This is a genomic window from Streptomyces sp. NPDC093546 (assembly GCF_044765045.1).
GTDB lineage: Bacteria > Actinomycetota > Actinomycetes > Streptomycetales > Streptomycetaceae > Streptomyces.
In genome coordinates, this window is record NZ_JBIWJG010000015.1 from 120,248 (window position 1) to 145,576 (window position 25,329).

Annotated in this window: 14 protein-coding genes; 5 read left to right on the forward strand and 9 right to left on the reverse strand. The window is 75.7% G+C overall.

All coding sequences use genetic code 11. From position 1 onward, the window contains the following. The first annotated feature begins 105 nt into the window (after nt 1-105). Nucleotides 106-735: a TetR/AcrR family transcriptional regulator gene (locus ACIRNI_RS27040; protein WP_403555202.1), complete on the forward strand. Its 630-nt coding sequence runs from the start codon at nt 106-108 to the stop codon at nt 733-735. A 3-nt stretch (nt 736-738) separates the two neighbouring features. Here the strand turns inward: ACIRNI_RS27040 and ACIRNI_RS27045 are convergent, their stop codons facing one another. The 7 genes from ACIRNI_RS27045 to ACIRNI_RS27075 all read right to left on the reverse strand — a co-directional run bounded on the left by ACIRNI_RS27045 (nt 739) and on the right by ACIRNI_RS27075 (nt 20,321). Beyond that, on the reverse strand, nt 739-1,470 hold the full coding sequence (locus ACIRNI_RS27045; RefSeq protein ID WP_403555204.1) for a 4'-phosphopantetheinyl transferase family protein: 732 nt from the start codon (nt 1,468-1,470) through the stop codon (nt 739-741). Then, nucleotides 1,467-2,633, reverse strand: a complete 1,167-nt coding sequence (locus ACIRNI_RS27050; protein ID WP_403555206.1) for an alpha-hydroxy-acid oxidizing protein — start codon at nt 2,631-2,633, stop codon at nt 1,467-1,469. Before ACIRNI_RS27050 ends, ACIRNI_RS27045 begins: the two co-directional genes overlap by 4 nt. 11 nt (nt 2,634-2,644) lie before the next feature. Further along, nucleotides 2,645-3,373, reverse strand: a complete 729-nt coding sequence (locus tag ACIRNI_RS27055; protein WP_403555208.1) for a thioesterase II family protein — start codon at nt 3,371-3,373, stop codon at nt 2,645-2,647. Then, a complete protein-coding gene (locus ACIRNI_RS27060) occupies nt 3,370-9,630 on the reverse strand; it encodes an SDR family NAD(P)-dependent oxidoreductase (RefSeq protein ID WP_403555280.1) in 6,261 nt (2,086 codons plus the stop codon). Before ACIRNI_RS27060 ends, ACIRNI_RS27055 begins: the two co-directional genes overlap by 4 nt. A 70-nt stretch (nt 9,631-9,700) precedes the next feature. Further along, complete coding sequence (locus tag ACIRNI_RS27065; RefSeq protein ID WP_403555210.1) at nt 9,701-17,887, reverse strand: type I polyketide synthase; 8,187 nt, start codon at nt 17,885-17,887, stop codon at nt 9,701-9,703. Between the two features lie 23 nt (nt 17,888-17,910). After that, nucleotides 17,911-19,089, reverse strand: a complete 1,179-nt coding sequence (locus tag ACIRNI_RS27070; protein ID WP_403555212.1) for a cytochrome P450 — start codon at nt 19,087-19,089, stop codon at nt 17,911-17,913. After that, complete coding sequence (locus ACIRNI_RS27075; RefSeq protein WP_403555214.1) at nt 19,086-20,321, reverse strand: glutamate--cysteine ligase; 1,236 nt, start codon at nt 20,319-20,321, stop codon at nt 19,086-19,088. The genes ACIRNI_RS27070 and ACIRNI_RS27075 overlap by 4 nt, the downstream gene beginning before the upstream one ends. A 272-nt stretch (nt 20,322-20,593) precedes the next feature. Between ACIRNI_RS27075 and ACIRNI_RS27080 the strand changes: the two genes are divergently transcribed. After that, a complete protein-coding gene (locus tag ACIRNI_RS27080; RefSeq protein ID WP_403555216.1) occupies nt 20,594-21,154 on the forward strand; it encodes a CAP domain-containing protein in 561 nt (186 codons plus the stop codon). 46 nt (nt 21,155-21,200) lie between these two features. Here ACIRNI_RS27080 and ACIRNI_RS27085 read toward each other — a convergent pair whose 3' ends face one another. Next, nucleotides 21,201-21,974 (reverse strand): peptidoglycan recognition protein, encoded by a 774-nt coding sequence (locus ACIRNI_RS27085; RefSeq protein WP_403555218.1) that lies wholly within the window; start codon nt 21,972-21,974, stop codon nt 21,201-21,203. A 237-nt stretch (nt 21,975-22,211) separates the two neighbouring features. Here ACIRNI_RS27085 and ACIRNI_RS27090 point away from each other — a divergent pair, with 237 nt between their 5' ends. Continuing rightward, nucleotides 22,212-23,645: a WGR domain-containing protein gene (locus ACIRNI_RS27090; protein ID WP_403555220.1), complete on the forward strand. Its 1,434-nt coding sequence runs from the start codon at nt 22,212-22,214 to the stop codon at nt 23,643-23,645. Next, a complete protein-coding gene (locus tag ACIRNI_RS27095; protein WP_403555222.1) occupies nt 23,642-24,121 on the forward strand; it encodes a hypothetical protein in 480 nt (159 codons plus the stop codon). The genes ACIRNI_RS27090 and ACIRNI_RS27095 overlap by 4 nt, the downstream gene beginning before the upstream one ends. A 14-nt stretch (nt 24,122-24,135) precedes the next feature. Here ACIRNI_RS27095 and ACIRNI_RS27100 read toward each other — a convergent pair whose 3' ends face one another. Beyond that, complete coding sequence (locus tag ACIRNI_RS27100) at nt 24,136-24,558, reverse strand: DUF350 domain-containing protein (RefSeq protein ID WP_403555224.1); 423 nt, start codon at nt 24,556-24,558, stop codon at nt 24,136-24,138. Nucleotides 24,559-24,747: 189 nt separating this feature from the next. On the opposite strand from ACIRNI_RS27100, the gene ACIRNI_RS27105 reads away from it, so the two are divergent. Next, complete coding sequence (locus ACIRNI_RS27105; RefSeq protein WP_403555226.1) at nt 24,748-25,329, forward strand: DoxX family membrane protein; 582 nt, start codon at nt 24,748-24,750, stop codon at nt 25,327-25,329.

The following is a 25,329-nucleotide window of genomic DNA, read 5'->3' on the forward strand; positions in this document are numbered from 1 at the left end:
AGATGTGGCATGCTTCCGTACACGTCAAGACCCGGAACCGAATCCGCGGGATAAGGTCACGACGGACAGCACGACAAGGTGGCGGCCGACTGGAGGAATGGGAGCGTGGCGGCAACGGCGCGGCGGCGGGACGGACGCATCGCGCAGGAGCGGATGCTCGAAGAGGCCATGACGGTCATCGCCGAGGACGGCCTGGCCTCCCTCACCATGGCGTCCCTCGCCGAACGCCTCGGCACCAGCGGCGGCCACATCCTGTACTACTTCGGCAGCAAGGACCGGCTGCTGCTGGAGGCCCTGCGCTGGAGCGAGACCGCGCTCGGCGAAGAGCGGCGGGCCCTGCTCACGCGCCGTACCACCGCCGAACGCAAGCTGGACCTGTTCTTCGGGATGTACCTGCCGCGCGGACCCCGCGACCCGCGCTGGACGCTGTGGATCGAGCTCTGGGCCCGTACGACGGGGGAGGGCCCGCTGCGGGACGCGCAGGAGGAGCTGGACCGCGCCTGGCAGACCGACTTGGAGGCGCTCCTCGCCAAGGGCGTCGCCCAGGGGCGCTTCGGGATCACCCCGGAGCAGATCCCGGACCGGGCCGACCTGCTGCTCGCGCTCCTCGACGGACTCAGCACCCGCGTCGTCCTCAGCCAGCGCGGCACCGACCGGGAAGCGGCGCTGGCCGCGGCACGGGCTGCCGCGGAACGCCTGGTCGTCAGCGGCGACGCCGCGCCGCCGAGCGGCTGATCCTCACGGGCTCCGCCGCACCGCCACCGCGGCCGTGAAGTCCTCCGGCACCACCACGTCGGAGACCCTCCACCCCGGCGGGCCGTCCGCCGGGTCCGGGCCCGTGCCCACGTAGTCGAGCGACGGGGAGCGGGCCAGGCCCGTGCCGATGCCCTTCAAGTACGCCTCCTTGCGCACCCACGCCCGGGCGAAGGCCGCCGGGCGCTCCGCTTCCGGCAGCGCGGCCAGCTCCCGCACCTCCGCCGGATGCAGAGCGGAACGGGCGTCGGCCACCGCCGCGTACCGCGGTCCCCTCTGCACGTCCACGCCGACCGGCACGGCGGCGAACGCCAGCAGCACCAGATCGTCGCTGTGCGAGAGGGAGAAGTGCACGCCCCTGTCGCCCTCGGCCGCCGGCCGCCCGTGCGGGCCGCCGCAGCGCGGACAGGGCTCCCGCACCAGCCGTACCCGGTGCGGCGCCACCCCCAGGCACGCCCCCAGGAGCAGCCGCAGCGCCACATGCGCCACGGCGTAACTGCGGTGGTCAGCGCGCCGCCGGAAGGCCGCCGCCCGCTGCCGTTCCGCCGCGTCCAGCACGGTGGGGGCGAGCCGTACGCCCCGCTCGCCCTGCCGCCCCGCGTCCACCATCCACAGGGCGGGCCCGTCGCCGGACGTGGGCCGGGCCACGCGCTGGGGGTGCTCGCCCAGCACGAACTCCGCCGGAACGTACCGGCGCCCGCGCCGCCGGCCGCTCACGCCCGGACGCGGTCGAGCAGACCGGACGTGACGTCACCGACCGCCGCGCACCCGGTGAGGGCAAGCGCCAGGTCCAGCTCGGCGAGCAGGCACCGCAGCACGTGGGCGACGCCCCGCTGACCGTCCAGCGCCAGGCCGTACAGGTACGGCCTGCCGTACAGCACCGCGTCGGCGCCGAGCGCCAGCGCCTTGACGACGTCGGCGGCGGTGCGCACGCCCGAGTCCAGCAGCACCGGGACCGACGGGCCGACGGCGGCGCGCACCGCCGGGAGGGCGTCCAGGGACGCCACGGAGCCGTCGAGCTGGCGCCCGCCGTGGTTCGACACGACCAGGCCGTCCACGCCGCAGTCCAGCGCCTGGCGGGCGTCGTCCGGGTGCAGGATGCCCTTGAGCAGGAGGGGCAGGTCGGTCAGGTCGCGCAGCCACGGCAGGTCGTCCCAGCACAGGGCGGGGTGGGCGAAGACCCGCGCCCAGTGCGCGATGACCTCCTGGTCGCCCGGTTCCGGGCCCAGCCCCGCCAGGAACGCCGGGTCGCTGGTGAAGTTGGCGATGCCCGCGCCGTGCAGGAACGGCAGGTACCCGCCGTCGAGGTCCGCCGGACGGTACCCGAAGGACGGCGCGTCGACCGTCACGACCAGCGCCGTGTACCCGCTCTCCTCGGCCCGCCGCACGAACGACCGCGCCACCTCCCGGTCCGACGGCCAGTACAGCTGGAACCAGCGCGGCAGCTCCCCGGCCGCCTCCGCCGCCTCCTCCATCCGGTGGGAGGAGAGCGTCGACAGCACGAACGGCACCCCGGCCTCGCGCGCACCCCGGACCGCGGCCCGCTCGCCCTCGGGGTGCACCACCGTCTGCGCGGCCACCGGCGCCAGCAGCACCGGCGCCGGCAGCCGCCGCCCGAACAGCTCGACCCCCAGGTCGCGCGCGGCGGCGCAGCCGCGCAGCATGCGCGGCACCAGCCGCCAGCGGTCGAACGCCTCGCGGTTCGCCCGGGCGGTCGCGCCGACACCCGCGTCGCCCGCCACGTATCCGTACGCGGTCGGCGCCAGCACCTCGCGCGCCGCCGCCTCCAGGGTCGTCAGATCCGTGGAGAGGGCGGGCCGTTCGCCGCCCGGGCCGGCGAGATAGATGTCGCGCACCAGGTCGGCGGCGGCAGTCACCATGGGAACACCCCTCACGCCAGATCGTCGCGGATGTACCGGGTGAGCAGCGGCGCGGCGCCCGCGTGCCGGTCCGTCAGCCAGAAGTGACCGCCGGGCAGCACGTCCAGCGTGAAGCCGCCGGTGGTGTGCCGCCGCCAGCCCCGCACCTGCTCGACGCTGTTCTTCGGGTCCGACGCGCCGAGCAGCACCGTCGCGGACGCCGCGACGGCCGCGTCCGGCGGACAGCGGTAGCGGCGCAGCGGACGGTGGTCGGCGCGCAGCAGCCGCAGCACCTCCCGTACGGACTCCTCGTCCTGGAGGACCGGCTCCGGAACGCCGCCCAGGCGCCGCAGTTCGGCCACGATCGCGTCGTCGCCGCACGCGTCCAGGTCGAGCTCCTCCCAGTCCTGCGACGGGGGCCGGGCGGCGGACGCGAACAGCCGCGCCACGGTGCCCCGCTGTTCGAGCAGCCGGGCCGTCTCGAACGCCACCAGCGCGCCCATGCTGTGCCCGAGCAGGAACAGGGGCCGCTCCGCGTACGGCGCGAGCGCCCGCGCCGACTCCTCGGCGAGTGCGCCGATCTCCTCGGCGTACGGCTCCGCCCGCCGCTCCTGCCGACCCGGGTACTGGACCGCGAGGAGCTCGATGTCGTCCGGGAGCGCCGCCGACAGCGGCCGGAAGGCGCTCGCGCAGCCGCCCGCGTGCGGGAAGCACACCAGACGCGCGGTGCACGCTTCCCTGGCGTCGTACGTACGGATCATGTCGTCCCCTCCCGCAGGTGGGCCACCAGGTCGGCGGGGGTCGGCCAGTCGTACAGGAAGGTGGCGGGCAGGCGTACGCCGGTGGCCTTGGCGAGCCGGTTGCGCAGCTCGACGGCGGTCAGCGAGTCGAGGCCGATCCGGTCGAAGACGCTGTCCGGTTCGACGGCCGTGCCGGCGGCGTGACCGAGGACGGCGGCGGTCTCGCGGCAGACGGTGTCCAGCAGGCTGTCGGGGGCCGTCGGGGTGGGCGCCGCGGCCGGATCCGCTTCCGTACCGGCGGCCGCGGAACCGGGCACCAGGTCCCTCAGCGGCGGCGGTACGGCGCCCCCGGCGGCCATTCCGTCGAGGTTCCACCGCGCCGCCACGGCGACCGGCTCGCCCCGGCGGACGGCCGCGTCGAGGAGCCGGAGGCCCTGCTCGACGCCGAGCGGCACGACGCCCGACCGCGCGATGCGGGCGGTGTCGGCGGCGGTGAGCCCGGCGCCCATACCGGCGCCCTCCCACAGCCCCCACACCACCGAGACGCCCGGCCGCCCCACCGCGCGCCGGTGTTCCACCAGCCCGTCGAGGAAGGCGTTGCCCGCCGCGTACCCGGCCTGTCCGGCGGAGCCGAGCGTCCCGGCGACCGACGAGAACGCCACGAAGGCGGAGAGGTCCAGGTCGCGGGTGAGCTCGTGCAGGTGGAGGGCCGCGTCCACCTTGGGCCGCAGGCTCCGGTCCAGCTGCTCGGGCGCGAGCGAGGCCAGCACGCCGTCGTCCAGGACGCCCGCCGCGTGGATCACGCCCCCGACGCGTACGCCCTCACCGGCGAGACCGGCCAGGGCGGCGGCCAGCGCGTCCCGGTCCGCCGCGTCGCACGCCACCGTGCGGACGTCGGCGCCCAGGCGGCTCAGCTCGGCGGCGGCGTCCTCCTGGACGCGGCGGCCCATCAACACCAGCTGCCGCACGCCGTGTTCGGTGACGAGGTGCCGGGCGACGAGCCGGCCCAGCCAGCCGAAGCCGCCCGTGATCAGCACGGCGCGGTCCCGGTCCCAGGGCTCGTCGTCTTCCGGCAGGCCGAGGACGACCTTCCCGACGTGCCGCGCCTCGCCCAGGTACCGGAAGGCCTCCGGGGCGTGGCCGACGGGCCACGACGAGACCGGCGGCGGCTGGAGCGCTCCCCGGGCGAACAGCTCCCGCAAGGTGGTGAGCATCTCCTGGATGCGGTCCGGGCCGGGTTCGCGCACGTCGTAGGCGCGGTAGACCACGCCCGGGTGGCGCGCGGCCACCCCGTCCGCGTCGCGCCGGTCGGTCTTGCCCATCTCCAGGAACCGGCCGCCGCGCGGCAGCAGCCGCAGTGACGCGTCCGTGTACTCCCCGGCCAGGCAGTTGAGCACCACGTCCACGCCCCGGCCGCCGGTGGCGTCCAGGAACCGCCGCTCGAAGTCGAGCGTGCGGGAGGAGGCGATGCGCTCGTCCGGCAGGCCCGCCGCGCGCAGCGCGTCCCACTTCGCCGGGCTCGCCGTGGCGTAGGCCTCGGCGCCCAGGTGGCGGGCGAGCTGGAGGGCGGCGGTGCCGACCCCGCCGGTCCCCGCGTGGACGAGGACCGCCTCGCCCGGGCGCAGGCCCGCCAGGTCCACCAGCCCGTAGTACGCCGTCAGGTACGCCACCGGCACCGCCGCCGCCTGCCGGAACGACCAGCCCTCGGGGATCGGGCACACCAGCCGGTGGTCCGTCACCGAGACCGGTCCCACGCCGGAGAACAGGCCCATCACCCGGTCGCCGGGGCGCAGCCCCGTCACGCCCGGGCCGACCTCGGTCACCACCCCCGCGCCCTCGCCGCCCTGGCCAGGGCCGCCCGCGTCCGGGTCCACGGACGGCGGGATCATGCCCAGCGCGAGCAGCACGTCACGGAAGTTGAGCCCCGCCGCCCGCAGCCGTACCCGCACCTGGCCCTCGGCGAGCGGGGCCCCCGCCTCCGGCCAGGGCGCGAGGACGAGGTGGTCGAAGGACTCCTTGGCGACGTAGTCCAGCCGCCAGTGCGGAGCGTCGGCGGGCGGACGCAGCCGGGCCGTGCCGTCCGGAGTGAGGGTGGGGCGGTGGGCGGTGCCGCCACGCAGGGCCAGTTGGGGCTCGCCGCAGGCCACCGCCGCCGCGAGCGCCCGGCGGGAGGCGGGCGTCCCGTCCGTGTCGATCAGCGTGAACCGGTCCGGGTGCTCGCTCTGCGCCGCACGCACCAGGCCCCACACGGCCCGGTGCGCCACCCCGTCGGCCTGCTGATCGCCGCCCACGGCGACCGCGCCGCGCGTGAGCACCACGAGCCGCGCACCCGCGAGCCGTTCGTCGGTCACGAGCCGCTGGGCGACGCCCAGGACGCGGTGCAGCAGCTCCCGTACCGAACTGGCGGTCGGAGCCGTACCGCCGCAGGGCAGCAGGATCACGTCCGGGACCGGCCCGCCCGAGGCGAGCGCGCCGGTCAGCGAGTCCCAGTCGGGGTGGACGTACAGGGCCTCCGTCCCGAGCTCCTCCGGGCTGTCGCCCAGCAGGGCCCAGGCCTCCTCCCGTACGGCCGCCGCCTCCGGCAGCGTGGGGAGGGGTGTCCAGGACGGTACGAACAGGCCGTCGGCACTGTCGGTGTTCTCGGCCACCTCCGCCCCGCGCTCCGAAAGGGGCCGCAGCGCCAGTGACGCGACCGACACCACCGGACGCCCCTCGCCGTCGGCCACGTCCACCGCCACCGCGCGCGTGCCCGCCGGGGCCAGCCGCACCCGCAGCCGGGCGTCCGCGCCGCCGTGGAACCGCACCCCCGACCACACGTACGGCACGAGACCGTGGCCCGCGTCGTACGGCAGGGGGTGCAGGGCCGCGTCCAGCAGCGCCGGGTGCACGCCGTACGACTTCCAGCCGGACGGCCGCCGCTCCCCGAGCGCCACCTCGGCGAACAGCTCCTGCCCGCGCCGCCACAGGGCCCGTACGGAACGGAACTCGGGCCCGTACTCCAGCCCCTTGGCGGCGAGGTCCTCGTAGAACCCGTCGACCGGTACGGGCGCCGCATCGGGCGGGGGCCAGGCCGTCAGGGCGATCGGTACCGGTGCGCCGGGGCCCGAACGGCCGACCGTGCCGTGGGCGTTGCGCACCCACGCACCGGCCGCCCGGGAGTGCACGGCGACCGCACGGCGGCCCGAGACGTCGGCCGCCGCCACGAACACCCGCAGCTCGACCTCGCCCTCCTCCGGAACGATTACGGGAGCCTGGAGGACCAGCTCCTCCACCAGGTCGCAGCCCGCCTCATGTCCCGCCCGCGCCACCAGGTCCAGCAGCGCCGTGCCCGGCAGCAGCACCTCGCCCGCCACCCGGTGGCCGGCCACCCACGGGTGCGTTCCGCACGACAGCCGACCGGCGAGCAGCAGCCCTTCCGGCTCCGGGACGTCGGTGGCGTCCGTCAGCAGCGGATGGTCCAGCGTGCCAGGGAACGCGGCCGAAGGACGAAGGGCCTCCGCCCGCACCTCGGCCGTGTCAGCGCTGCCGTCCAGCCAGTAGGCGTCCCGCTGGAAGGGGTACGTCGGCAGCTCGACGCGCCGGGCACCGCGCCCCGCGAAGACCGCCGCCCAGTCGACCTCGGCGCCGCACACGTGCATCCGGGAGACGGCGGCCAGCAGCGACACGGGCTCCGGCTGCCCGGGCGGCGCGGCCGCGACCAGCTCCCGCCGGGCCCCCTCGGCATCGGTGAGGCAGTCGGCGGCCATCGCCGTCAGGACCGCCGCCGGGCCGACCTCCAGGAACCGCGTGCAGCCCACCCCTGCGAGGGCGTGCACCCCGTCCCGGAAGCGCACGGTGTGGCGGGCGTGGCGCACCCAGTACTCCGGATCCGCGAGCTCGTCCCGCTCCACGGGCCGCCCGGTGTGGTCCGACACGACGGTGAAGCGCGCCTGCCGGCAGGTCACGCCCGCCGCGACCGCGCGGAGCCGCTCCAGCGCCGGTTCCATCAGCGGCGAGTGGAAGGCGTGGCTGACGCGCAGCCACACCGCCTTGCCGCCACCCGCCTCGAAGCGCTCGACGACGGCGGCGAGCGCCTCCCGGTCGCCGGACAGCACGGTCGCGGCGGGGCCGTTCACCGCCGCCACCGACACCCGGCCCGCGTACTCCCCGGCCCCCGCCAGCAGCCCAGCGGCCTCCTCCTCCGAGGCGCGCAGCGCCACCATGGCCCCGCCGGGCGGGAGTTCCTGCATGATCCGCCCCCGGGCCGCCACCAGCGCGGCCGCGTCCTCCAGGGACAGCACCCCGGCCACGTGGACGGCCGCCAGGGCTCCCACCGAATGGCCCAGCACCGCGTCCGGCCGTACGCCCCAGGACTCCAGGAGGCGGAAGAGCGCCACCTCGTACGCGAACAGCGCGGGCTGCGTGTACTCCGTGCGGTCCAGCAGCCCCGCCTCGGCGGAACCCTCCGGCGCGAACACCACCTCCCGCAAGGGCCGGTCCAGATGCCCGTCCAACGCCCCGGCGACGGCGTCGAAGGCGGCCGCGTACGCCGGGAACGCCCCATACAGCTCCTGCCCCATCCGCGCGTGCTGGGCGCCCTGCCCGGTGAAGAGGAACGCGGTCCTGCCGTCGGTCGCCCTGCCCCGGACCAGGCCGGGCCGCTCGTCGGCCCCGCCCGACAGGGCGTTGAGCCCGTCGAGGAGGCGGTCCCGGTCCTCCGCCACCAGCACCGCGCGGTGGGGCAGGCGGGCGCGGGTCGTCGCCAGCGAGAACCCGACATCGGTGAGGTCCGCGCCCGGATCGGCGGACAGGTGCCGGTAGAGGCGGGCCGCCTGTTCGCGCAGGGCGGGCTCGCCGGTCGCGGACAGCAGGCACGGTACGGCGGGCAGCGGTGCGCGCGCCTCCCCTCGCTCCCGGGGGTCCGGCGCCGGCTCCGGAGCCTGCTCCAGGACGACGTGCGCGTTCGTCCCGCTGATGCCGAACGACGACACCGCCGCCCGGCGCGGACGCCCCCGCTCCGGCCACGGCGCCGCCTCGCTCAGCAGCGCGACCGCCCCGCTCGACCAGTCCACGTGCGGGGACGGCTCCTCGGCGTGCAGGGTCCGGGGCAGGACGCCGTGGCGCATCGCCATCACCGTCTTGATGATGCCGCCGACCCCGGCCGCCGCCTGGGCGTGGCCGATGTTCGACTTCAGCGAGCCCAGCAGCAGCGGCCGGTCGGCCGGACGGGCGCTGCCGTACGTCGCCAGGAGCGCCTGCGCCTCGATGGGGTCGCCCAGTGGTGTCCCGGTGCCGTGCGCCTCGACGGCGTCGACCTCGTCGGCCGTGACGCCCGCGGCGGCGAGCGCCTCCCGGATCAGCTCCTCCTGGGCGGGGCCGCTGGGCGAGGTCAGGCCGTTGCTCGCGCCGTCCTGGTTGACCGCCGAGCCCCGCACCACGGCCAGGACGGGATGGCCCAGGCGGCGGGCGTCCGACAGCCGCTCCACCACCAGCAGCCCGGCGCCCTCGGACCAGCCGGTGCCGTCCGCCTCCGCCGAGAAGGACTTGCACCGGCCGTCGGGCGCCAGCCCGCGCTGCCGGCTGAACTCCACGAACGGCATCGGCGTCGCCATCACCGTCGCCCCGCCCGCCAGCGCCAGCGCGCACTCCCGCCGCCGCAGCGACGCGCACGCCAGGTGCAGCGCCACCAGCGACGAGGAACACGCCGTGTTGACGGTGACGGCCGGGCCTTGGAGGCCCAGGGTGTACGCGATCCGGCCGGACGCCACGCTGCCGGTGCTGCCCGTCAGCAGGTACCCCTCGAACTCCTCCGGCGCGGGGGACAGACGCGCGCCGTAGTCGTCGTACATGGTGCCCACGAACACGCCGGTGCGGCTGCCGCGCAGGGACGCCGGGTCCACGCCCGCGTGCTCGAACGCCTCCCACGCCGTCTCCAGCAGCAGCCGCTGCTGCGGGTCGATCGCCTGCGCCTCGCGCGGCGAGATGCCGAAGAAGCCCGCGTCGAACAGCGCGGCGTCGTAGAGGAACCCGCCCTCTTTGGCGTACGACGTGCCCGGCTTGTCGGGGTCCGGGTCGTAGAGGGCGGCCAGGTCCCAGCCCCGGTCCGTGGGGAACGGGCCGACGGCGTCCACCTCGTCGAGGACGAGCTGCCACAGATCCTGCGGGGAGCGCACCCCGCCCGGGTAGCGGCAGGCCATCCCGACGATCGCGACGGGCTCGTCGCCGCCTCCCGCGAGGCGGGCGTTCTCCCCCCGCAGCCGCTCGTTCTCCTTCAGAGCGGCCCGCAGGGCCTCGACGATCTGTTCGGGGGATGTGGGTGCCATCGCGTCTCTCCGTAGCTCCGGGGCTCCGTGGGCCGGGCTCCGTGGGTCAGTTCTCGCCGTCGTCGCCGCTTTCGCCGTCGCCGCTTTCGCCGTCGCCGCTTTCGCCGTCGTCGCGGTCGCTGCCGCTGTCGCCCAGTGCCGCGCGCACCAGGTGGTCGACGTCCATCGAGTCGAAGTCGGCCGGGTCGGAACCCGGGCCCGCGCCCGCCGGGCCGGTGGCTTCCGGACCGGTGGCCGGGGCGAGTTCGGTACGCAGCCGGTCGGCCAGCGCGCCCGGGGTGGGGTGGTCGAAGACCAGCGTGGGCGGCAGCTTCACGCCGGTCGCCGCCGTCAGCCGGTTGCGCAGCTCGATCGCGGTCAGCGAGTCGAACCCGAGGTCCTGGAAGCGGCGGTCCGCCGTCACCCTGTCCGGCGTGCCATGCCCCAGCGTGGCCGCGGCCTCCGCCCGTACCGCCTCCAGCAGGATGTGGCGGTGCTCCCCTTCCGGAGCCTGCTCCAGCCGCTGCCGCAGCGCGGCCGACCGGTCCTCGGCGGCGCCGGGTGCCGCCGCCGGGGCGCCCGACGCGTCGCGCCGCGCCGGCACCAGGCCGCGCAGCAGGGGCGGCGCCGTGTCCGCGTCCAGGGAGCGCAAGTCCAGGCGGGCCGCCGCCAGTACGGGTACGCCGGCGGCGCAGCCCGCGTCGAAGAGGGCCAGGGCCTCGGCGTCGGACAGGGGCGCCAGGCCCGCGCGCGCCAGGCGGTTGAGGTTGGTCTCGCCCGCCTGCCCGGCCATGCCGCCCTCGGCGGCCCAGGGGCCCCACGCCAGCGACACGGCGGGCAGCCCCTCGGCGTGGCGCAGGCGGGCCAGGCCGTCGAGGAAGGCGTTGGCCGCCGCGTAGTTGCCCTGCCCGCCGTTGCCGAGCAGGCCGATGACGGACGAGAAGAGTACGAACGCCGACAGCCCGAGGTCCCGGGTCAGTTCGTGGAGGTGGACGGCCGCGTCCGCCTTGGGGCGCAGCACCCGGTCCATGCGCTCGGGCGTGAGCGCGTCCACGAGGGCGTCGTCCAGCACGCCCGCCGCGTGCACCACGCCCGTCAGCGGGTGCGCGGGGTCGACGGCCGCGAGCAGGGCGGCCAGCGCCTCCCGGTCGGCCACATCGCAGGCCGCGACGGTCACCTCGGCACCCGCCGCGCGCAGCTGGGCGGTGAACTCGGCGGAGCCGGGGGTGTGTTCGCCGCGCCGCCCGGTCAGCAGCAGCCGCCGTACGCCGTGCCGGTCCACCAGGTGGCGGGCGACCAGGCGGCCCAGGGCGCCCAGACCGCCGGTGATCAGTACGTGGCCGTCCGCGCCGAACGGCGGCGGCGCCGAGGGGCCGTGGGGCTCCGGTCGGAACCGGCGCAGCGCCGGGACCGACACCGTGCCCGCGCGGAGGGCGAGTTGCGGCTCGTCCGACGCGGTGGCGCTCGCCAGCGCGCGGGCGGAGTCCGGGTGCCCGTCGGTGTCGAGCAGCGTGAAGCGGCCCGGGTGTTCCCACTGGGCGGCCCGGACCAGCCCCCACACCGGCGTCTGGGCCGGGTCGGGCGTCTCGCCGTCGGACACCGCGACGGCGCCCGTCGTGACGAGGACCAGCCGGGAGTCGGCGAACCGCGCCTCCGTGAGCCAGCGCTGGACCAGCTCCAGCGCCGCGTGCCCCACCCGGGCGGCGGACGCGGCCGGGGAGGCCGCCTCGGGACCCTTCGGCGCCGTGGCGATGACGACGGAGGGCACCTCGGCGCCGGTCCCGGCCGCGTCCAGCGCGAGGCGCAGCGCCTCCAGGTCCTCGTACGCGGACACCGTCACACCCGACGACGCCCGTACCGCGTCGGCCAGGCCGGTGCCGTCACCGACGACCGCCCACACGCCGGACGGGGCGGTTTCCGGCGGGGTGCCCCGCTCCGCCCACTCCACGGCGAACAGCCCGTCGGCAGCCGACCCGGCCATCTCCCGCAGGGCCAGGCCTTCCGCGCTGAGCAGGGGCGTTCCGTCCCCGTCGGCGATCAGGACCGCGTACGTGTCGGGTCCGGTCGCACCGGGGCCGGTTCCGGGTTCGGCCTCGCGCGGAAGGAACCGTACGCGCAGGGGGCCCGCGGCGCGGCCGGGAGCCGTGTGCGCGGTCAGGCCCGTCCACGCGAAGGGGACGACGAACCGGTCCTCTTCGCCCAGCAGCGCGTGCAACGCGGCATCCAGGGCGGCCGGATGGAGCAGGAAACCGGCACCACCTCCGGCGTCACCCTCGGCGTGCCCCTCGGCCACCTCCGCGTACAGGGCGGCCCCTTGGCGCCATACCGCACGCAGGTTCCGGAAGGCGGGCCCGTACGCGTAACCCCGCTCCGCCAGGCGCGGGTAGAGGCCCTCCAGGGAGACGGGCGATGAGCCCGGCGGAGGCCACTCGGTGAGTCCCGTGGGGTCGGCCGCTCCTGTACCGAGCGTGCCGGTGGCGTGCCGGGCCCACTCGGCGCCCCGTACGCCCTCGGGCCGGGCGTAGAGGGCCACGGTACGAGCCCCGCCCTCGGCCGGAGGGCCCACCAGGAGCTGGATCTCCACGGCGTCGGTGGGGGAGAGCGCCAACGGCGCCTCCAGGGTCAGGTCGGACACGTGGTCCCCGCCCGCCCGGCGTGCCGCGTACAGCGCCAGCTCGGCGACGGCCACGCCGGGCAGCAGCGGCTCACCCTTGATGGTGTGGTCCAGGAGCCAGGGCGCGGCCGCCGGGTCGAGCCGTCCGGTGAACACCCATCCGCCGCCTTCGGCCAGTTCCGCGCCGTCGTCCAGCAGCGGGTGCCGCCCCGCGCCGGAGCGCGGCCCGGGGCGCGCGGACGGCACCGGAAGCCAGAAGCGCTTACGCTGGTACGGATACGTGGGGAGCGGGACCTTCCGCCCGCCCGGGAAGAACCCGCTCCAGTCGACGTCGACGCCGTTGACGTACGCCCGCGCCAGCCCCTCCACGAACGTCCGGGCCTCGGGCCGCCCGTGGCGCAGCAGCGGCACGGCGACCACGTCCTCGTCGTGCTCCCTGGTCAGGTTCGCACCGACGAGCGCGGAGAGGATCCCGTCCGGGCCCAGTTCGAGGAAGGTGGTGACCCCGTCGTCCTCCAGGGAGCGCACCCCGTCGGCGAAGCGGACCGTCTCCCGCAGCTGCCGCACCCAGTAGTCGGGGCTCGTCAGCTGTTCGGCGGTGGCGGGCCGTCCGGTGACGTTGGAGACCACGGGAAGGGACGGCGGCGCGAAGGACACGCCCGCGGCCACCTCGCGGAACGCGTCGAGGATCCCGTCCATGTGGGGCGAGTGGAAGGCGTGGCTGACGCGGAGGCGCGTGGTGTGCCGCCCGGCGTCCCGCCAGTGGGACTCGACCTCCGCCACGGCCCGTTCGTCACCGGAGACCACCACCGAGCGGGGCCCGTTGACGGCGGCGACGACCACCCGTCCGCCGTGGGCGGCGAGGGTGGGGCCGAGCTCGTCCTCGGTGGCCTGGACGGCGGCCATGGCGCCGCCCTCCCGCGCGGACTGCATCAGCCGCCCGCGCGCGGCGACGAGGGCGCAGGCGTCGTCGAGGGACAGGACGCCAGCGACGTGCGCCGCCGCGAGCTCGCCGACGGAGTGCCCCAGCAGATGGTCCGGCACCACCCCGAACCGCTCCACCAGCCGGTACAGCGCCACCTCCAGGGCGAACAGCGCGGGCTGGGTGTAGCGCGTCTCGTCGAGCAGGTGCCCGAGATGCCCCTCGTCGTCCAGGACCAGGTCCTTGAGCGGCACGTCCAGATGGGGGTCCATCGTGGCGCAGAGGTCGTCGAAGGCCTCGGCGAACGCCGGGTACGTCTCGTACAGCTCCCGGCCCATGCCCGGCCGCTGGCTGCCCTGCCCGGTGAAGAGGAAGGCGGTCTCACCGCCCGCGCCCGCCCGGCCCGTGACCACGTTCCCCGCCGAGGACGCCTCCCCGCGCGCCAGCGCGTCCAGCCCGGCGAGCAGCCCGCCGTACGCCTCGGCGCCGGTCACCCCCTCGCCCAGGACGACGGCGCGGTCGGTGAGCGCCGGGCGGGTGGTGGCCAGGGAGAGGCCGACGTCCGCCGCGGACGGCGGCTCGGGGGTGTCCGCAGCCGGCTGCCGCACCTCCCGACCCGGCTGCCGCAGCTCCCGCAGCTCCCGCAGCTGCCGGGCCCGGGCGCGCAGCGCCTCCTCGCCCCGCGCGGAGAGCACCCACGGCACCGGCCCCGCCAGTGTCTCGGGGACGCGAGGCGGAGGCGGTTCGGCGCGGTCGTCGGCGGGCGCCTGCTCCAGCACGACATGGGCGTTGGTGCCGCTGATGCCGAACGACGAGACGCCCGCCCGGCGCGGACGGTCGCGCTCCGGCCACGGCGTCGCCTCCGTCAGCAGCGCCACCGCGCCCGTGCCCCAGTCGATGCGCGTCGACGGCCGGTCGACGTGCAGGGTGCGCGGCAGCAGCCCGTGCCGCATCGCCAGCACCATCTTGATCACGCCGCCGACCCCGGCGGCCGCCTGCGCGTGCCCGATGTTGGACTTCAAAGACCCCAGGAACAGCGGCCGCCCGGCGGGACGGTCGTGCCCGTACGTGGCCAGCAGCGCCTGCGCCTCGACCGGATCGCCCAGGCGCGTGCCGGTGCCGTGCGCCTCGACGGCGTCGACGTCCGCGCCCGACAGCCCCGCCATGGCGAGGGCACGCCGGATCACCCGCTCCTGGGAGGGGCCGTTGGGGGCGGTCAGGCCGTTGCTGGCGCCGTCCTGGTTGACCGCCGAGCCCCGGACCAGCGCCAGGACCTCATGGCCGTGGCGGCGGGCGTCGGACAGCCGCTCCAGGAGCAGGACGCCCACGCCCTCGGCCCAACCGGTGCCGTCCGCCGCGTCCGCGAACGCCTTGCAGCGGCCGCTCGGCGACAGCCCGCCCTGCCGGCCGAACTCCACGAACATGCCGGGGCTCGCCATCACCGTCACCCCGCCGGCCAGCGCCACATCGCACTCGCCCGCGCGCAGCGCCTGCGCGGCCAGGTGCACGGCCACCAGCGACGAGGAGCAGGCGGTGTCGACGGTGACGGCCGGGCCCTGAAGGCCGAAGGTGTAGGCGACCCGGCCCGAGATCACGCTGGTGGAGCTGCCGGTGAGCAGATGGCCGCCGCTGCGGTCGTCCGCCTCGTGCAGCCGGGGGCCGTAATCCTGCGCCATGGCACCCACGTAGACGCCGGTGGCGCTGTCGCGCAGCGCCTCCGGGTCGATGCCGGCCCGCTCGACGGTCTCCCACACCGTCTCCAGCAGCAGCCGCTGCTGCGGGTCCATGCCGGTGGCCTCGCGGGGGCTGATGCCGAAGAACTCCGCGTCGAACAGGTCGGCGTCGTGGAGGAAGCCGCCCTCCCACGGGGATCCGCCGCCCCAGCCGCGGTTGGTGGGGGAGGGGGAGACCGCGTCCCGCTCGTCCAGCAGCAGCCGCCACAGCTCCTCGGGGGACGACACGCCGCCGGGGAAGCGGCAGGCCATCGACACGACGGCCACCGGGTCGTCACCGGCCGAGGGCGCGGGCGTCGCCGGTGACTGGACGGGTACGGGCTCGGCCTCGCCGACTGCTTCGGCCACGTGGGCCACTTCGGGCGCTCCGGAGACTTCGGCGATTTCGGCCACGAGGTGGGCGGCGAGTCGCTGCGGCGACGGATGGTCGTAGATCAGCGTCTCGGGCAGCGGCAGCCCGGTGGCGGCCGCGAGCCTCTTGGAGAGCTCCACCCCCGTGACGGAGTCGAACCCCAGCTCCTGGAAGGTGGCGGCCGGATCGACGGTGTCGGCCGGGTCGAGGCCCAGGACCACCGCCACTTCGGAGGCCACCAGGTGGAGGGCGAGGCGCGCCGCCTCGTCGGGGGCGTGGCCGCGCAGGTCGAGGGCCGCCCCTTGCGGCTCGGTGGCCGTCGCGGGACCGGACTCCTCGGCGGCCGCCTCGCCGACCCAGCACCGGCGCCGCTGGAAGGCGTACGTCGGCAGGCCGACCACCGCGGCGTCGCGCGGGAACACCGGCCGCCAGTCCACCGCCGCGCCGCCGACGTACAACCGGGCCAGGGACCTCAGGAAGCCCCGCGGCCCGTCCTCCTCCCCACGGCACAGCGACTCCACCACGACGGCGGCCGGGTCCGCGCCCTCCAGGGCCTCGCGGACGGCCGGGACCAGCAGCGGCTCCGGACCGACGTCGACGAAGGCGTCGTGGTCGGCGAGGGAGCGCACGGCACGGCGGAACTCCGCCATCCCCTGGTCCCCCTCCGCGCGCGTGTGCGGGCCTTCGGCCACCGCCCGGGCGGCCTCTTCCAGGGACAGGGCGCCGGTCACGTACCCGGCGGCGAGCTCGCCCCCGGCGTGGCCGAGGGCGGCGGCCGGCCGCACGCCGAAGGACCGCCACAGGTCGGCGAGGCCCACCATGACGGCGAACAGCGCGGGCGCGCCGGGTGCCTCGGCCGTGCCGGGCGCCCCGCGCAGCACCTCCTCCAGCGGCCGGTCCAGGTACGGCGCGAACGCGCGGGCGCAGGCGCCGACGCTCTCACGGAAGACGTCCGAGGCGTCGAGAAGCCCGTCGACGACCGGGCCGGGGGCCCACGCTCCGGCGGGCTCCAGCCCAGGGTCCAGCCCGGGGAAGACGAACACGACCCGCTCCAGCGGCCCCGCCACCCCCCTGAGGGACGATGACGGCTCACCACCCGCCAGGGCGGCCAGTTCGGCGGTGAACTCCTCGCGTGTGCCGGCCAGGACGACGGCCCGGTGCCGGAACGCGGTCCGTGACACCGCCAGCGAGTGGCCGATGTCGGTGAGCGCGTCCTCGGTACGGGAGGCGTACGCGCGCAGCCGGTCCGCCTGCGCGCGCAGGGCCGCCTCGCTCTGCCCGGACACCACCCACGGGAGGGCGGAGGCCCGGAAGGCGGCCGGTCCCGGCTCCCTGTGGGGTCGCGCACCGGGCGGCGGCGCGGACACGACGATGTGGCAGTTCGTGCCGCCGATGCCGAACGCCGAGACGCCCGCGACCGGTTCGTCCGGGCGGGGCCAGGGGCTCAGCGTGTCGTTCACCCGCAGACGGAGGTCGGTGAGCGGGATGCGCGGGTTCGGCGTGGCGTAGTTGAGGCTCGGCGGGAGCCGGCCGTGGTCGGCCGACAGCACCACCTTCAGGAGCCCGGCCATGCCCGCCGCCGCCCCGAGGTGCCCCAGGTTCGTCTTGGCCGAGCCGACCAGCAGGCACCCACCGTCCGGCGCCCCCGCACGCGCGGCGCCGAACACGGCCCCCAGGGCGGCCGCCTCGACCGGGTCGCCGACCGCCGTGCCCGTACCGTGCAACTCGACGTACTGGATGTCCGCGGGCTCCGTTCCGGCCCGCTCGCAGGCGCGGAGCAGCACCTCGCGCTGCGCCTCCTCGCGGGGGACCGTCAGCCCGTCACCGCCGCCGTCGTGGGTGAAGGCGCTGCCGCGCAGTACGGCCAGGACGCGGTCGCCGTCCGCCAGAGCGCGCGAGAGCGGCTTGAGGACGACGACGGCGCCGCCCTCGCTCCGTACGAAACCGTTGGCGCGCGCGTCGAAGGTGAAGCACCGTCCGTCCGGCGACAGCCCGCCGAACTTCTGGACCAGGACGGCGCTTTCGGGCGCGAGAGCCAGCTCCACGCCGCCCGCCAGCGCGACCCCGCACTCACCGGCCCGCAGACTCTGGCACGCCGTGTGCACCGCGACCAGGGAGGACGCCTGCCCGGCGTCGACCGTCAGGCTCGGGCCGCGCAGGCCGAGGACGTACGAGAGGCGGTTGGCGATCAGGCCGCGGCTCAGCCCGGTGAAGGAGTGGTGCGTGACGACGGAAGAACCCTGGTCGCCCGCCCGGTGCACCAGGTGGGCGTAGTCGCCCGTCATCGCACCGATGAAGACGCCCGTGTCGCCCGTGCCCCCGTCCCGCAGCGAGGCGGGGACGATGCCCGCGTGCTCCAGCGCCTCCCAGCCCAGCTCCAGCACCAGCCGCTGCTGCGGATCCGTCATCGCGGCCTCGCGCGGCGCGATGCCGAAGAAGGCCGGGTCGAAGCGGTCGACGGTGTCGAGGAACCCGCCCCTGTCGCCGGTCACGACTCCGTCCGGCCGGTCGGCCGGGGGATTGTCGGCCACGGCGCTGCGTCCGTCGGCGAGCAACCGCCAGTAGGCGTCGGGGTCCTCGGCTCCGGGGAAGCGGCAGGACAGGCCGACGACGGCTATGGGTTCGCCATGCATACGATGCGGTTCCTTTCCGCTGCTCACCACTCCACCAGCAGCCGGGACAGCCCACGGGTGAGCAAGCCGTCCTTCCAGACCACCGGTTCCGGCTGCCCGGCCGCCAACCGCAGCGCCGGGAACCGGCGCAGCAGGCGCTCCAGGACGATCTGCACCTGCAGCTTGGCCAGCGGCGCGCCCAGGCAGCGGTGCACCCCGTGCCCGAAGGTCAGATGGACGGCGTCGCGCCCCTCGGGCACCAGGTGCTCGGGCTCCGCGAAGACCTTGCCGTCCCGGTTGCCGTGCAGCAGGGAGACGACGACGGCCTCGCCCGCCGCGATCGTGACCCCGTCCAGGGGGACCGGTTCCACCGCCACGCGCGTGAAGCTCACGGGCGTGGCGGGCGTCAGCCGCAGGAACTCCTCCACCGCGCCAGGCAGCGCCTCCGGGCGCCCGCGCAGTTCCTCGTACGCGTCCGGGTCCGACAGCAGGGCGAACGCGGACAGGCCGATCTGGCCGACCGTGGTCTCGTAACCGGCCATCAGGAGCGTGAGGCCCATGGTGACCAGCTCGGCCATGGACATCTCGCCCTGGTCGTGCACCCGGATCATGGCGGTGAGCAGGTCGTCCTCGGGCCGCTCGCGCTTGCGCTCGAGCAACCCGGCCATGTAGTCGACCAGTTCGACGCGGCGCCGGGACTTCTCCTTCGGAGTGCTGGCCGTGATGTCGAACAGCACCTCCACCAGGTCCCGGAACCGGTCGCCGTCCTGTGCCGGGACACCGAGCAGCGAGCAGAGCACGGCACGCGGCAGGGGCAGCGCCAGTTCCTCGACGAGGTCCGCGGGCGGACCCGCCTCCACCATCCGGTCGAGGCGCTCGTCGGCCATCCGCTCGATGGAGGGCGCCAGGGCCGCCATCCGGCGGCCGGTGAACGCGCCGGTCACCACGCGCCGCAGCCGGGCGTGCTCCGCGCCGTCCATGCTCATCATCGAGTCCGGCACCGGCTGGGCGTCGTTGAACTTCGGTACGTGCGGCTTGACCGCCTCCGCGCGGCTGAACCGCCTGTCGGTCAGTACCAGGCGTCCCAGTTCGTAGTCGCGCACCAGCCACACCATGTCCCCCGTCGGCGCGGCGACCGGGACGACGGCCTCCTCGCCGTGCGCCATGAACCCGGGGAGCGGGCCCAGCCCTTCCAGCCCGATCCCGTAGCGCGTGGGGCTCATCCGCGCACCTCCGCGCGCAGCAGCCGGTCGGGGGTGCCGGACGCGGCACCCGGCTCCGTACCCGCCTCCGTACGGACGACCAGGTCGTCAACGATGCCGCGCGTGCCGCTGTCGCGGCCGTCGCCGCCGTCTCCGCCGCCGTCCGGTTGTCGTTCCGCCGCGGCGCGCTGCCGTTGCGCACCGGTGCCGTGCGTCGCGAGCCGCCGCAGGAAGTCCTCGACCCTCCCCAGGTCGCCGTACGCCTCCAGCGCCGGCCGTACGTCCTCGACGAGCCGCTCCGCCTGGACCGAGGACGGCACGATCTCACCCGTCAGCGCGCACACGCCGTCCCCGGGCCACCCGTCGCGCGCCGCCCGCCAGTACGCCGCGCGCAGCAGCTCGCTGCACGGCTGCGAGCCGGGGTCGCCGCCCCGCGCGCGGTCGACGGCGGTGACCACCAGTGCCCTGATCAGCACGGCGAGGGCCGCCGAGTCGTCCACGTCCACCGGGACGTCCATGGCCCGCACCTCCAGGGTCGGGAAGCGCGCGTGCGGCCGCAGGTCCCAGTAGGCGTACGCGGCGTCCGGCATCGCGTCCACGTCCTGCATGGCGGTGGCGAGCCGCCGGTAGTGCTCCAGGGAGCCGGCGTACGGAGGCGGCCCCCAGCACGGGAACTGGCCGCGCACCATGGAGCGCCAGCTCTCGTAACCGGTGTCGCGGCCGTCGCAGTACGGGGAGTTGGCGCTCATCGCCACCAGCAGCGGCAGCCACGGCCGGACGTGGTTGGCGGCCAGGACGGCCAGCTCGCGGTCGTCGACCCGCACATGGACGTGGAGGGCGCAGACCTCGAAGTCCTCCAGGGCGCTGCGGTACTGGCCGAGGGCCTTCTGGTAGCGCGGGTTCTCGCCGATGTCCGAGGGGCCGCCGTTCCTGAGGACGGGCGTCCCGGAGGCGCACAGGCGCAGCCCCTCCTCGCGGGCGGCCGCCGCGGCGCCCGCCCGCAGCCGGGCCAGCTCCGCCCGCAGCCGCGCTCCGTCCGAGCACGGCGGGGTCTTCACCTCGACCTGGCACTGGGTGTACTCACCGGAGACCAGATCGCCCAGGACCGGCGCGGCGCGGGCGACGACGCGGGGGCCCGCCGACTCGACGGCCCGGCTGCCGGGATGGACGAGGAAGTGCTCCTCCTCGACGCCCATGGTCGGTGCCCTGCCGTCGTCGGCCGCGAGGTGATCGACCTGACCCTGAATGCTCATGTCGACATAATCATCCATATGTCCACCCGTGTCGCATTGCTGTCGGTCGATGCACCGGCCCGCGGTGACCACGTGGACGGGCCACCCCGGGGCGAGGCCCCTCCGGGCTCGGTAGGCCGAGTGGGGTACGCCCCCGAGGAGATCGGGAGATGCACGTGCACGAGCAACGCCCTCACCACCCGCACCACGACCACGACCATCACCACGACCGGCTACGGGGGCGAAGAGTGGAACGGGCGCGAATACGGGGCGGGGGACCGGCCCTTGGCACGGTGCTCACCGGCACGGTGGCGGCAGCGGTCGCGACCGTCGTCGCCGTGATCGTCGGGACCGCCCGTACGGACGGCGACGCGCAAGCCGTCAGGGCCGCTGTGGGCGGCCGGCCCGCGTACCCGCAGGAGGCCGCGGACGTGCCCCGCTCCGGCGTGGAGAGAGCCGTCGGCACGGCGGCCTCGTACGCCGAGCAGATCGTCGCCCTCGCCAACACCGAGCGCAGGAAAGCCGGCTGCTCCGCCCTGCGCACCAACAGCCGGCTGAAGGCCGCCGCCCAGGGGCACGCCGACGACATGGCCGCCCGCGGCTACTACCGCCACGACACGCCCGAAGGCCGCGACGCCGGCGAGCGGATGGAGGCCGCCGGCTACAGCTGGAGGACCTGGGGCGAGAACATCCACCGCGGGCCGCGGAGCCCCGCGCGGGCCGTGCGCGACTGGATGAGCAGCCCCGAGCACCGCAAGAACGTCCTCAACTGCGCCTTCAAGGACATCGGCGTCGGAGTGAACCTCCGCTCCAACGGCCCATGGTGGGTACAGGACTTCGGCCTCCCGGACTGACGTCCGGCGCCTCCGGCGGCGTTCGGCGGCGTGCCCGGTGGCGTCCTCAACGGCGCTGGATACGGGCCGCCCTGGCCGCGATGTCGGGCAGCCTCGCGTACAGGGCGGCACCCGGACAGCGGGTCGGATAGCCGTCCGCGTGCCCGCCGACGACCGGCAGCAGGGCCTTCGCGCCCTTCGGGTACCGGGCCTCGTCGTTGGTGGAGACCAGCGCCACGCTGCCGCGCGGGTCCGGCCCGAGGGGGTCGAGCTTCCAGGCGACCAGCCGGGCGATGGCGGCGAGCATCGGCTCCGGTACGGTCTCGCCGCCGTCGAAGGTGCCGATCGCCGCGATGCCGACCGTCCCCTGGTTGAACCCGCGGGTGTGCGCGCCCACGACGGCCCGGTCGACGCCGCCCGCCCGGCCCTCGTAGATGGTGCCGCACGCGTCGACGAGGAAGTTGTAGCCGATGTCGTCCCAGTGCCGTCCGTACGCGTGCCCGGCGTACAGATCGCGCAGCGTGCGCGGCACGCTCGCGCAGTCGTAACCGTTCGGCGTGCTCGTGTGGTGGATGACGGCGGCCCTCACGGCCGGCGCGTACCGGACGCCCGCCGGGGCCGTGTCCACGCTCTCGGCCCGCCACGCCGCCCGCAGCACGATGGCGGGCCGGGGCCCCTGATGGCGGCCGCTCCCGGAGGGCGCGCGCGCCTGCGCGACGTCCGCACCGGGCGGCGGGGCCGCGGACGGCGTGAGCCACGGCGAGGCGGCGGCGAACACCGCGAGCACGGTGACGGAGACGGCGGTCCGCGACCGGCGCCTCCTCGGCTCACCCAGGCTCACGCATGCTCCCCTCGCTCCTCGCTCCCGGCTCCTTGCTCCTGGCTTCCGCCCCTTGCTCCCGGCTCCTCGCTGGTCCGATCGGTTCCCGGCCCGTCCATCGTCACCGCCCGGGCCCCCGTCCCGCCCGCCGGACTGCTCCGACCGGGAGCCGGGCCGATTGTCAGTGGCGGCTTCTACTGTTCAGGCAGTGGGACCCGGGGAACACGCCGCCGGGCCTGACCTGGGGAGAGGTCTGCCATGTCGAAGACGTATCTGGAGCTGTCGCAGGACGGTGGCGGTGCGCACAAGTTCTACGAAGTGACGGTGGAGGGGCAGGTCGTGACCGTTCGGTACGGCCGGATCGGCGCCGCCGGGCAGACGCAGACGTCGACGTTCCCCACGGCCGAGAAGGCCCAGGCCGCGGCGGCCAAGAAGATAGGGGAGAAGGTCCGCAAGGGGTACGCCCCGGCCGTCCAGGGACAGCGCCCGCCCCGCTCGGTGACGCGCCGCCAGGTGACGTCGGCGCCCTCCACCGCCCGCCGGGTCGCGCCGGTGCTGTGGCGGTTCCGCACCGGCTCCGCGGCGTTCGGCATCCACATCGACGACGAGCGCTGCTGGGTGGGCAACCAGGCCGGTGACGTCTACACCCTCGCGCACGGCGGCGACGTCCTCGCCCGCTACCAGCTCCCGGACGGCGTCAAGTGCCTGGTCGCCGACGACTTCTGGATCTACGCCGGCTGCGACGACGGCCGCGTGTACGACCTGTCGTCGAAGCTGCCGTTCGCGGCGTACGACATCGCCGCCGACGTCGACATCTTCTGGCTCGACATCCACCAGGGCGTGCTCAACGTCGCGGACCGCGCCGGACGGCTCACCGTCATCGACCACGAGGACGAGCACCAGTGGGCGCGCGGCGGCCGCGGCGAGCACGCCTGGATGGTGCGCGCCGACGACCGGGCCGTCTACCACGGGCACACCCACGGCGTGACGGCGCACACCCCGGACGGCGGATCCGAGCTGTGGCACACGCCCACGCGCGGCGCGGTGCTCTTCGGCTGGCAGGAGGACGACGCCGTGTACGCGGGCACGGGGCAGCGCGTCGTCCAGCGGCTGTCGAAGGCCACCGGTGCCATCGAGGCGACGTACGGCTGCGACAGCGCGGTGTACTCGTGCGCCACCTCGCCCGGCGGCCGCTTCGTCTTCGCCGGGGACGGCGCGTCGTCGGTGTACTGCTTCGACCGGGACGGCACGCGGCTGTGGAAGCTCGGCACGGGCAGCGGCTCGGCCCTCTCCATGCAGTACCGCGACGAGCGGCTGTACCTGGTCACCACGGACGGCTCGCTGGTGTGCGTGGACGCGAGCGAGGCGGCGATCGCGGCCGCCCAGCAGGGCACGGTCCCGGTCGCCCGCGACGTGAAGCTCGCCGCCGCCCTGCCCACCTACGCCCCGGCCACTGCCGCCGCCTCGGTGACGACGGTGACCACGGCCCCCGCGGGCTCCGTGGTCGTCGAGTGCGTGCAGGAAGGCGGCCGGACGCGCGTCCACGTCGTGTCGGACGGCTACGACCGCTCGTGGAACGTCCAGTTCCCGCGCGCGATACGCGAGCCGGGCGCGCGGTACGTCGTCGACGCGCTGCACGCCGCGTCGGGCGGCTTCTACCGGGTGCGCGGTGACATTCGGAGGCTCCGGTGACCGGCGCGGGGTTCGAGGCCGACACGGGCGACGGCCCGGCCCCGGCGGACGGGGCCTCGGCGGAGCGCCGCGCCGCCGAGGTGCGGGTCGCGTTCGAAGGGATGCTCCAGATCAGGCGGCTGACCGGCACCCGGGGCGGCGACCCCGGGGCCCAGCCCGCCGCCTGGGAGCTGAACCAGCCCGTCCGGGCCGTGGCGCTGGCGCTGGAGGCCGCGGGGGTCACGCCCTCGGCCGTCGACGCGGACGGCCGGCGCGTCGCGACCGGGTACCGCGTCACGGCGGGGGAGCGGCCCGGGACGGTACGGGTGGAATGGCTCGGCCCGCCCGGCGGCGGAGCCGCCCAGGAGGAGGAGACCGCCCTGTCCGCGTGCGCCCGGGCCCTCACCCCGCTGGGCTGGGAAGCGCTGCTCTACCGAGGCCCGCGCAGACGGCGCTTCCTGGAGGTGGAGCCGCTCCACGGCCACGACCCGGCCTGACGACCGGACACTTCTTAGGCGATGGACGCCGAGATGATGGCCGACACCGCGAGGTTGCACGACGCCGTCACCCACACCGCCGGGTGCGGCTCCGGCTCGACCAGCGTGGCACCCAGCCGGCCCGGCGTGATCAGGTCGACCACCCAGAAGGCCACGGCCATCATCACCAGGCCCAGCAGGCCGAACGCCGCGGTGGACACCAGCCCCTTGCCGAAGTCCGTGTACGTCGTCCAGATGGAGGTGAAGACGATGCCGCCGATACCGAGCAGGGCCGAGCTCAGCAGCAGGGCCGCGTTGCGGTTGCGCTGCTCCCAGATCTGCCGGCCGAGCTTTCCGGGCGTCAGCACGTCCACCAGGACGATGCCGAGAATCAGCAGGACCACGCCGAGGGCTCCGTAGGCGCTGGCCCGGCCAAGTCCATTGACGATGTCGCTCATTGAGATGCCGGCTCCGTATCGATGAAAAGATCATGGTGATCGCGGTCAAGCGCGCAAAATGTAGCGCACCAGTTCGGTGCCGTGATGCGGCGGCCATGACCCGGACGGCCCAGCAACGGGCCCACTCGGGGCCGTCCGGCGGCCAGAGTGGAGGCGTACGCCCCCAGCCGCATGCCCCGGGAGACCCCCATGGACCGCACCACCCGACGCGACCTCGGCCTGTTCCTCCTGCGGGTCGGCACCGGATCGGTACTCGCCGCGCACGGCAGCCAGAAGCTGTTCGGCTGGTTCGGCGGCGGAGGCATCGCGGGCACCTCCAAGGCCATGGAGGCGATGGGATTCCGCCCCGGCCGGCAGAGCGCCATCGCCGCCGGGCTCGGCGAGGCGGGCGGCGGCACGCTCCTCGCCCTGGGCCTCGCGACGCCCGCCGCCGGGGCCATCGCGGCCGGTGCCATGGCCGGGGCGGTCGCCGTGCACGCCCCGGCCGGGTTCTTCAACCAGTCCGGCGGCTTCGAGTACCCGGCCTTCCTCGGCTTCACCGCCGCCGCCCTCGGCATGGCGGGCGCGGGCCGGTTCTCCCTCGACCACGCCACCGGCCACCGCTTCGACCAGCCCTGGACCCTGGCCGCCGCCTTCGTCGGCAGCGCGCTCGCCGCGGCCGCCGTCATCGGCAAGCGCGTCATCGACCAGGCGAGCGAGAACGGCAGCGAGAACGGCACCGCGGAAGCCGGCGCGGACGGCACCGCGGACGGCACCGCGGGGAACGGATAA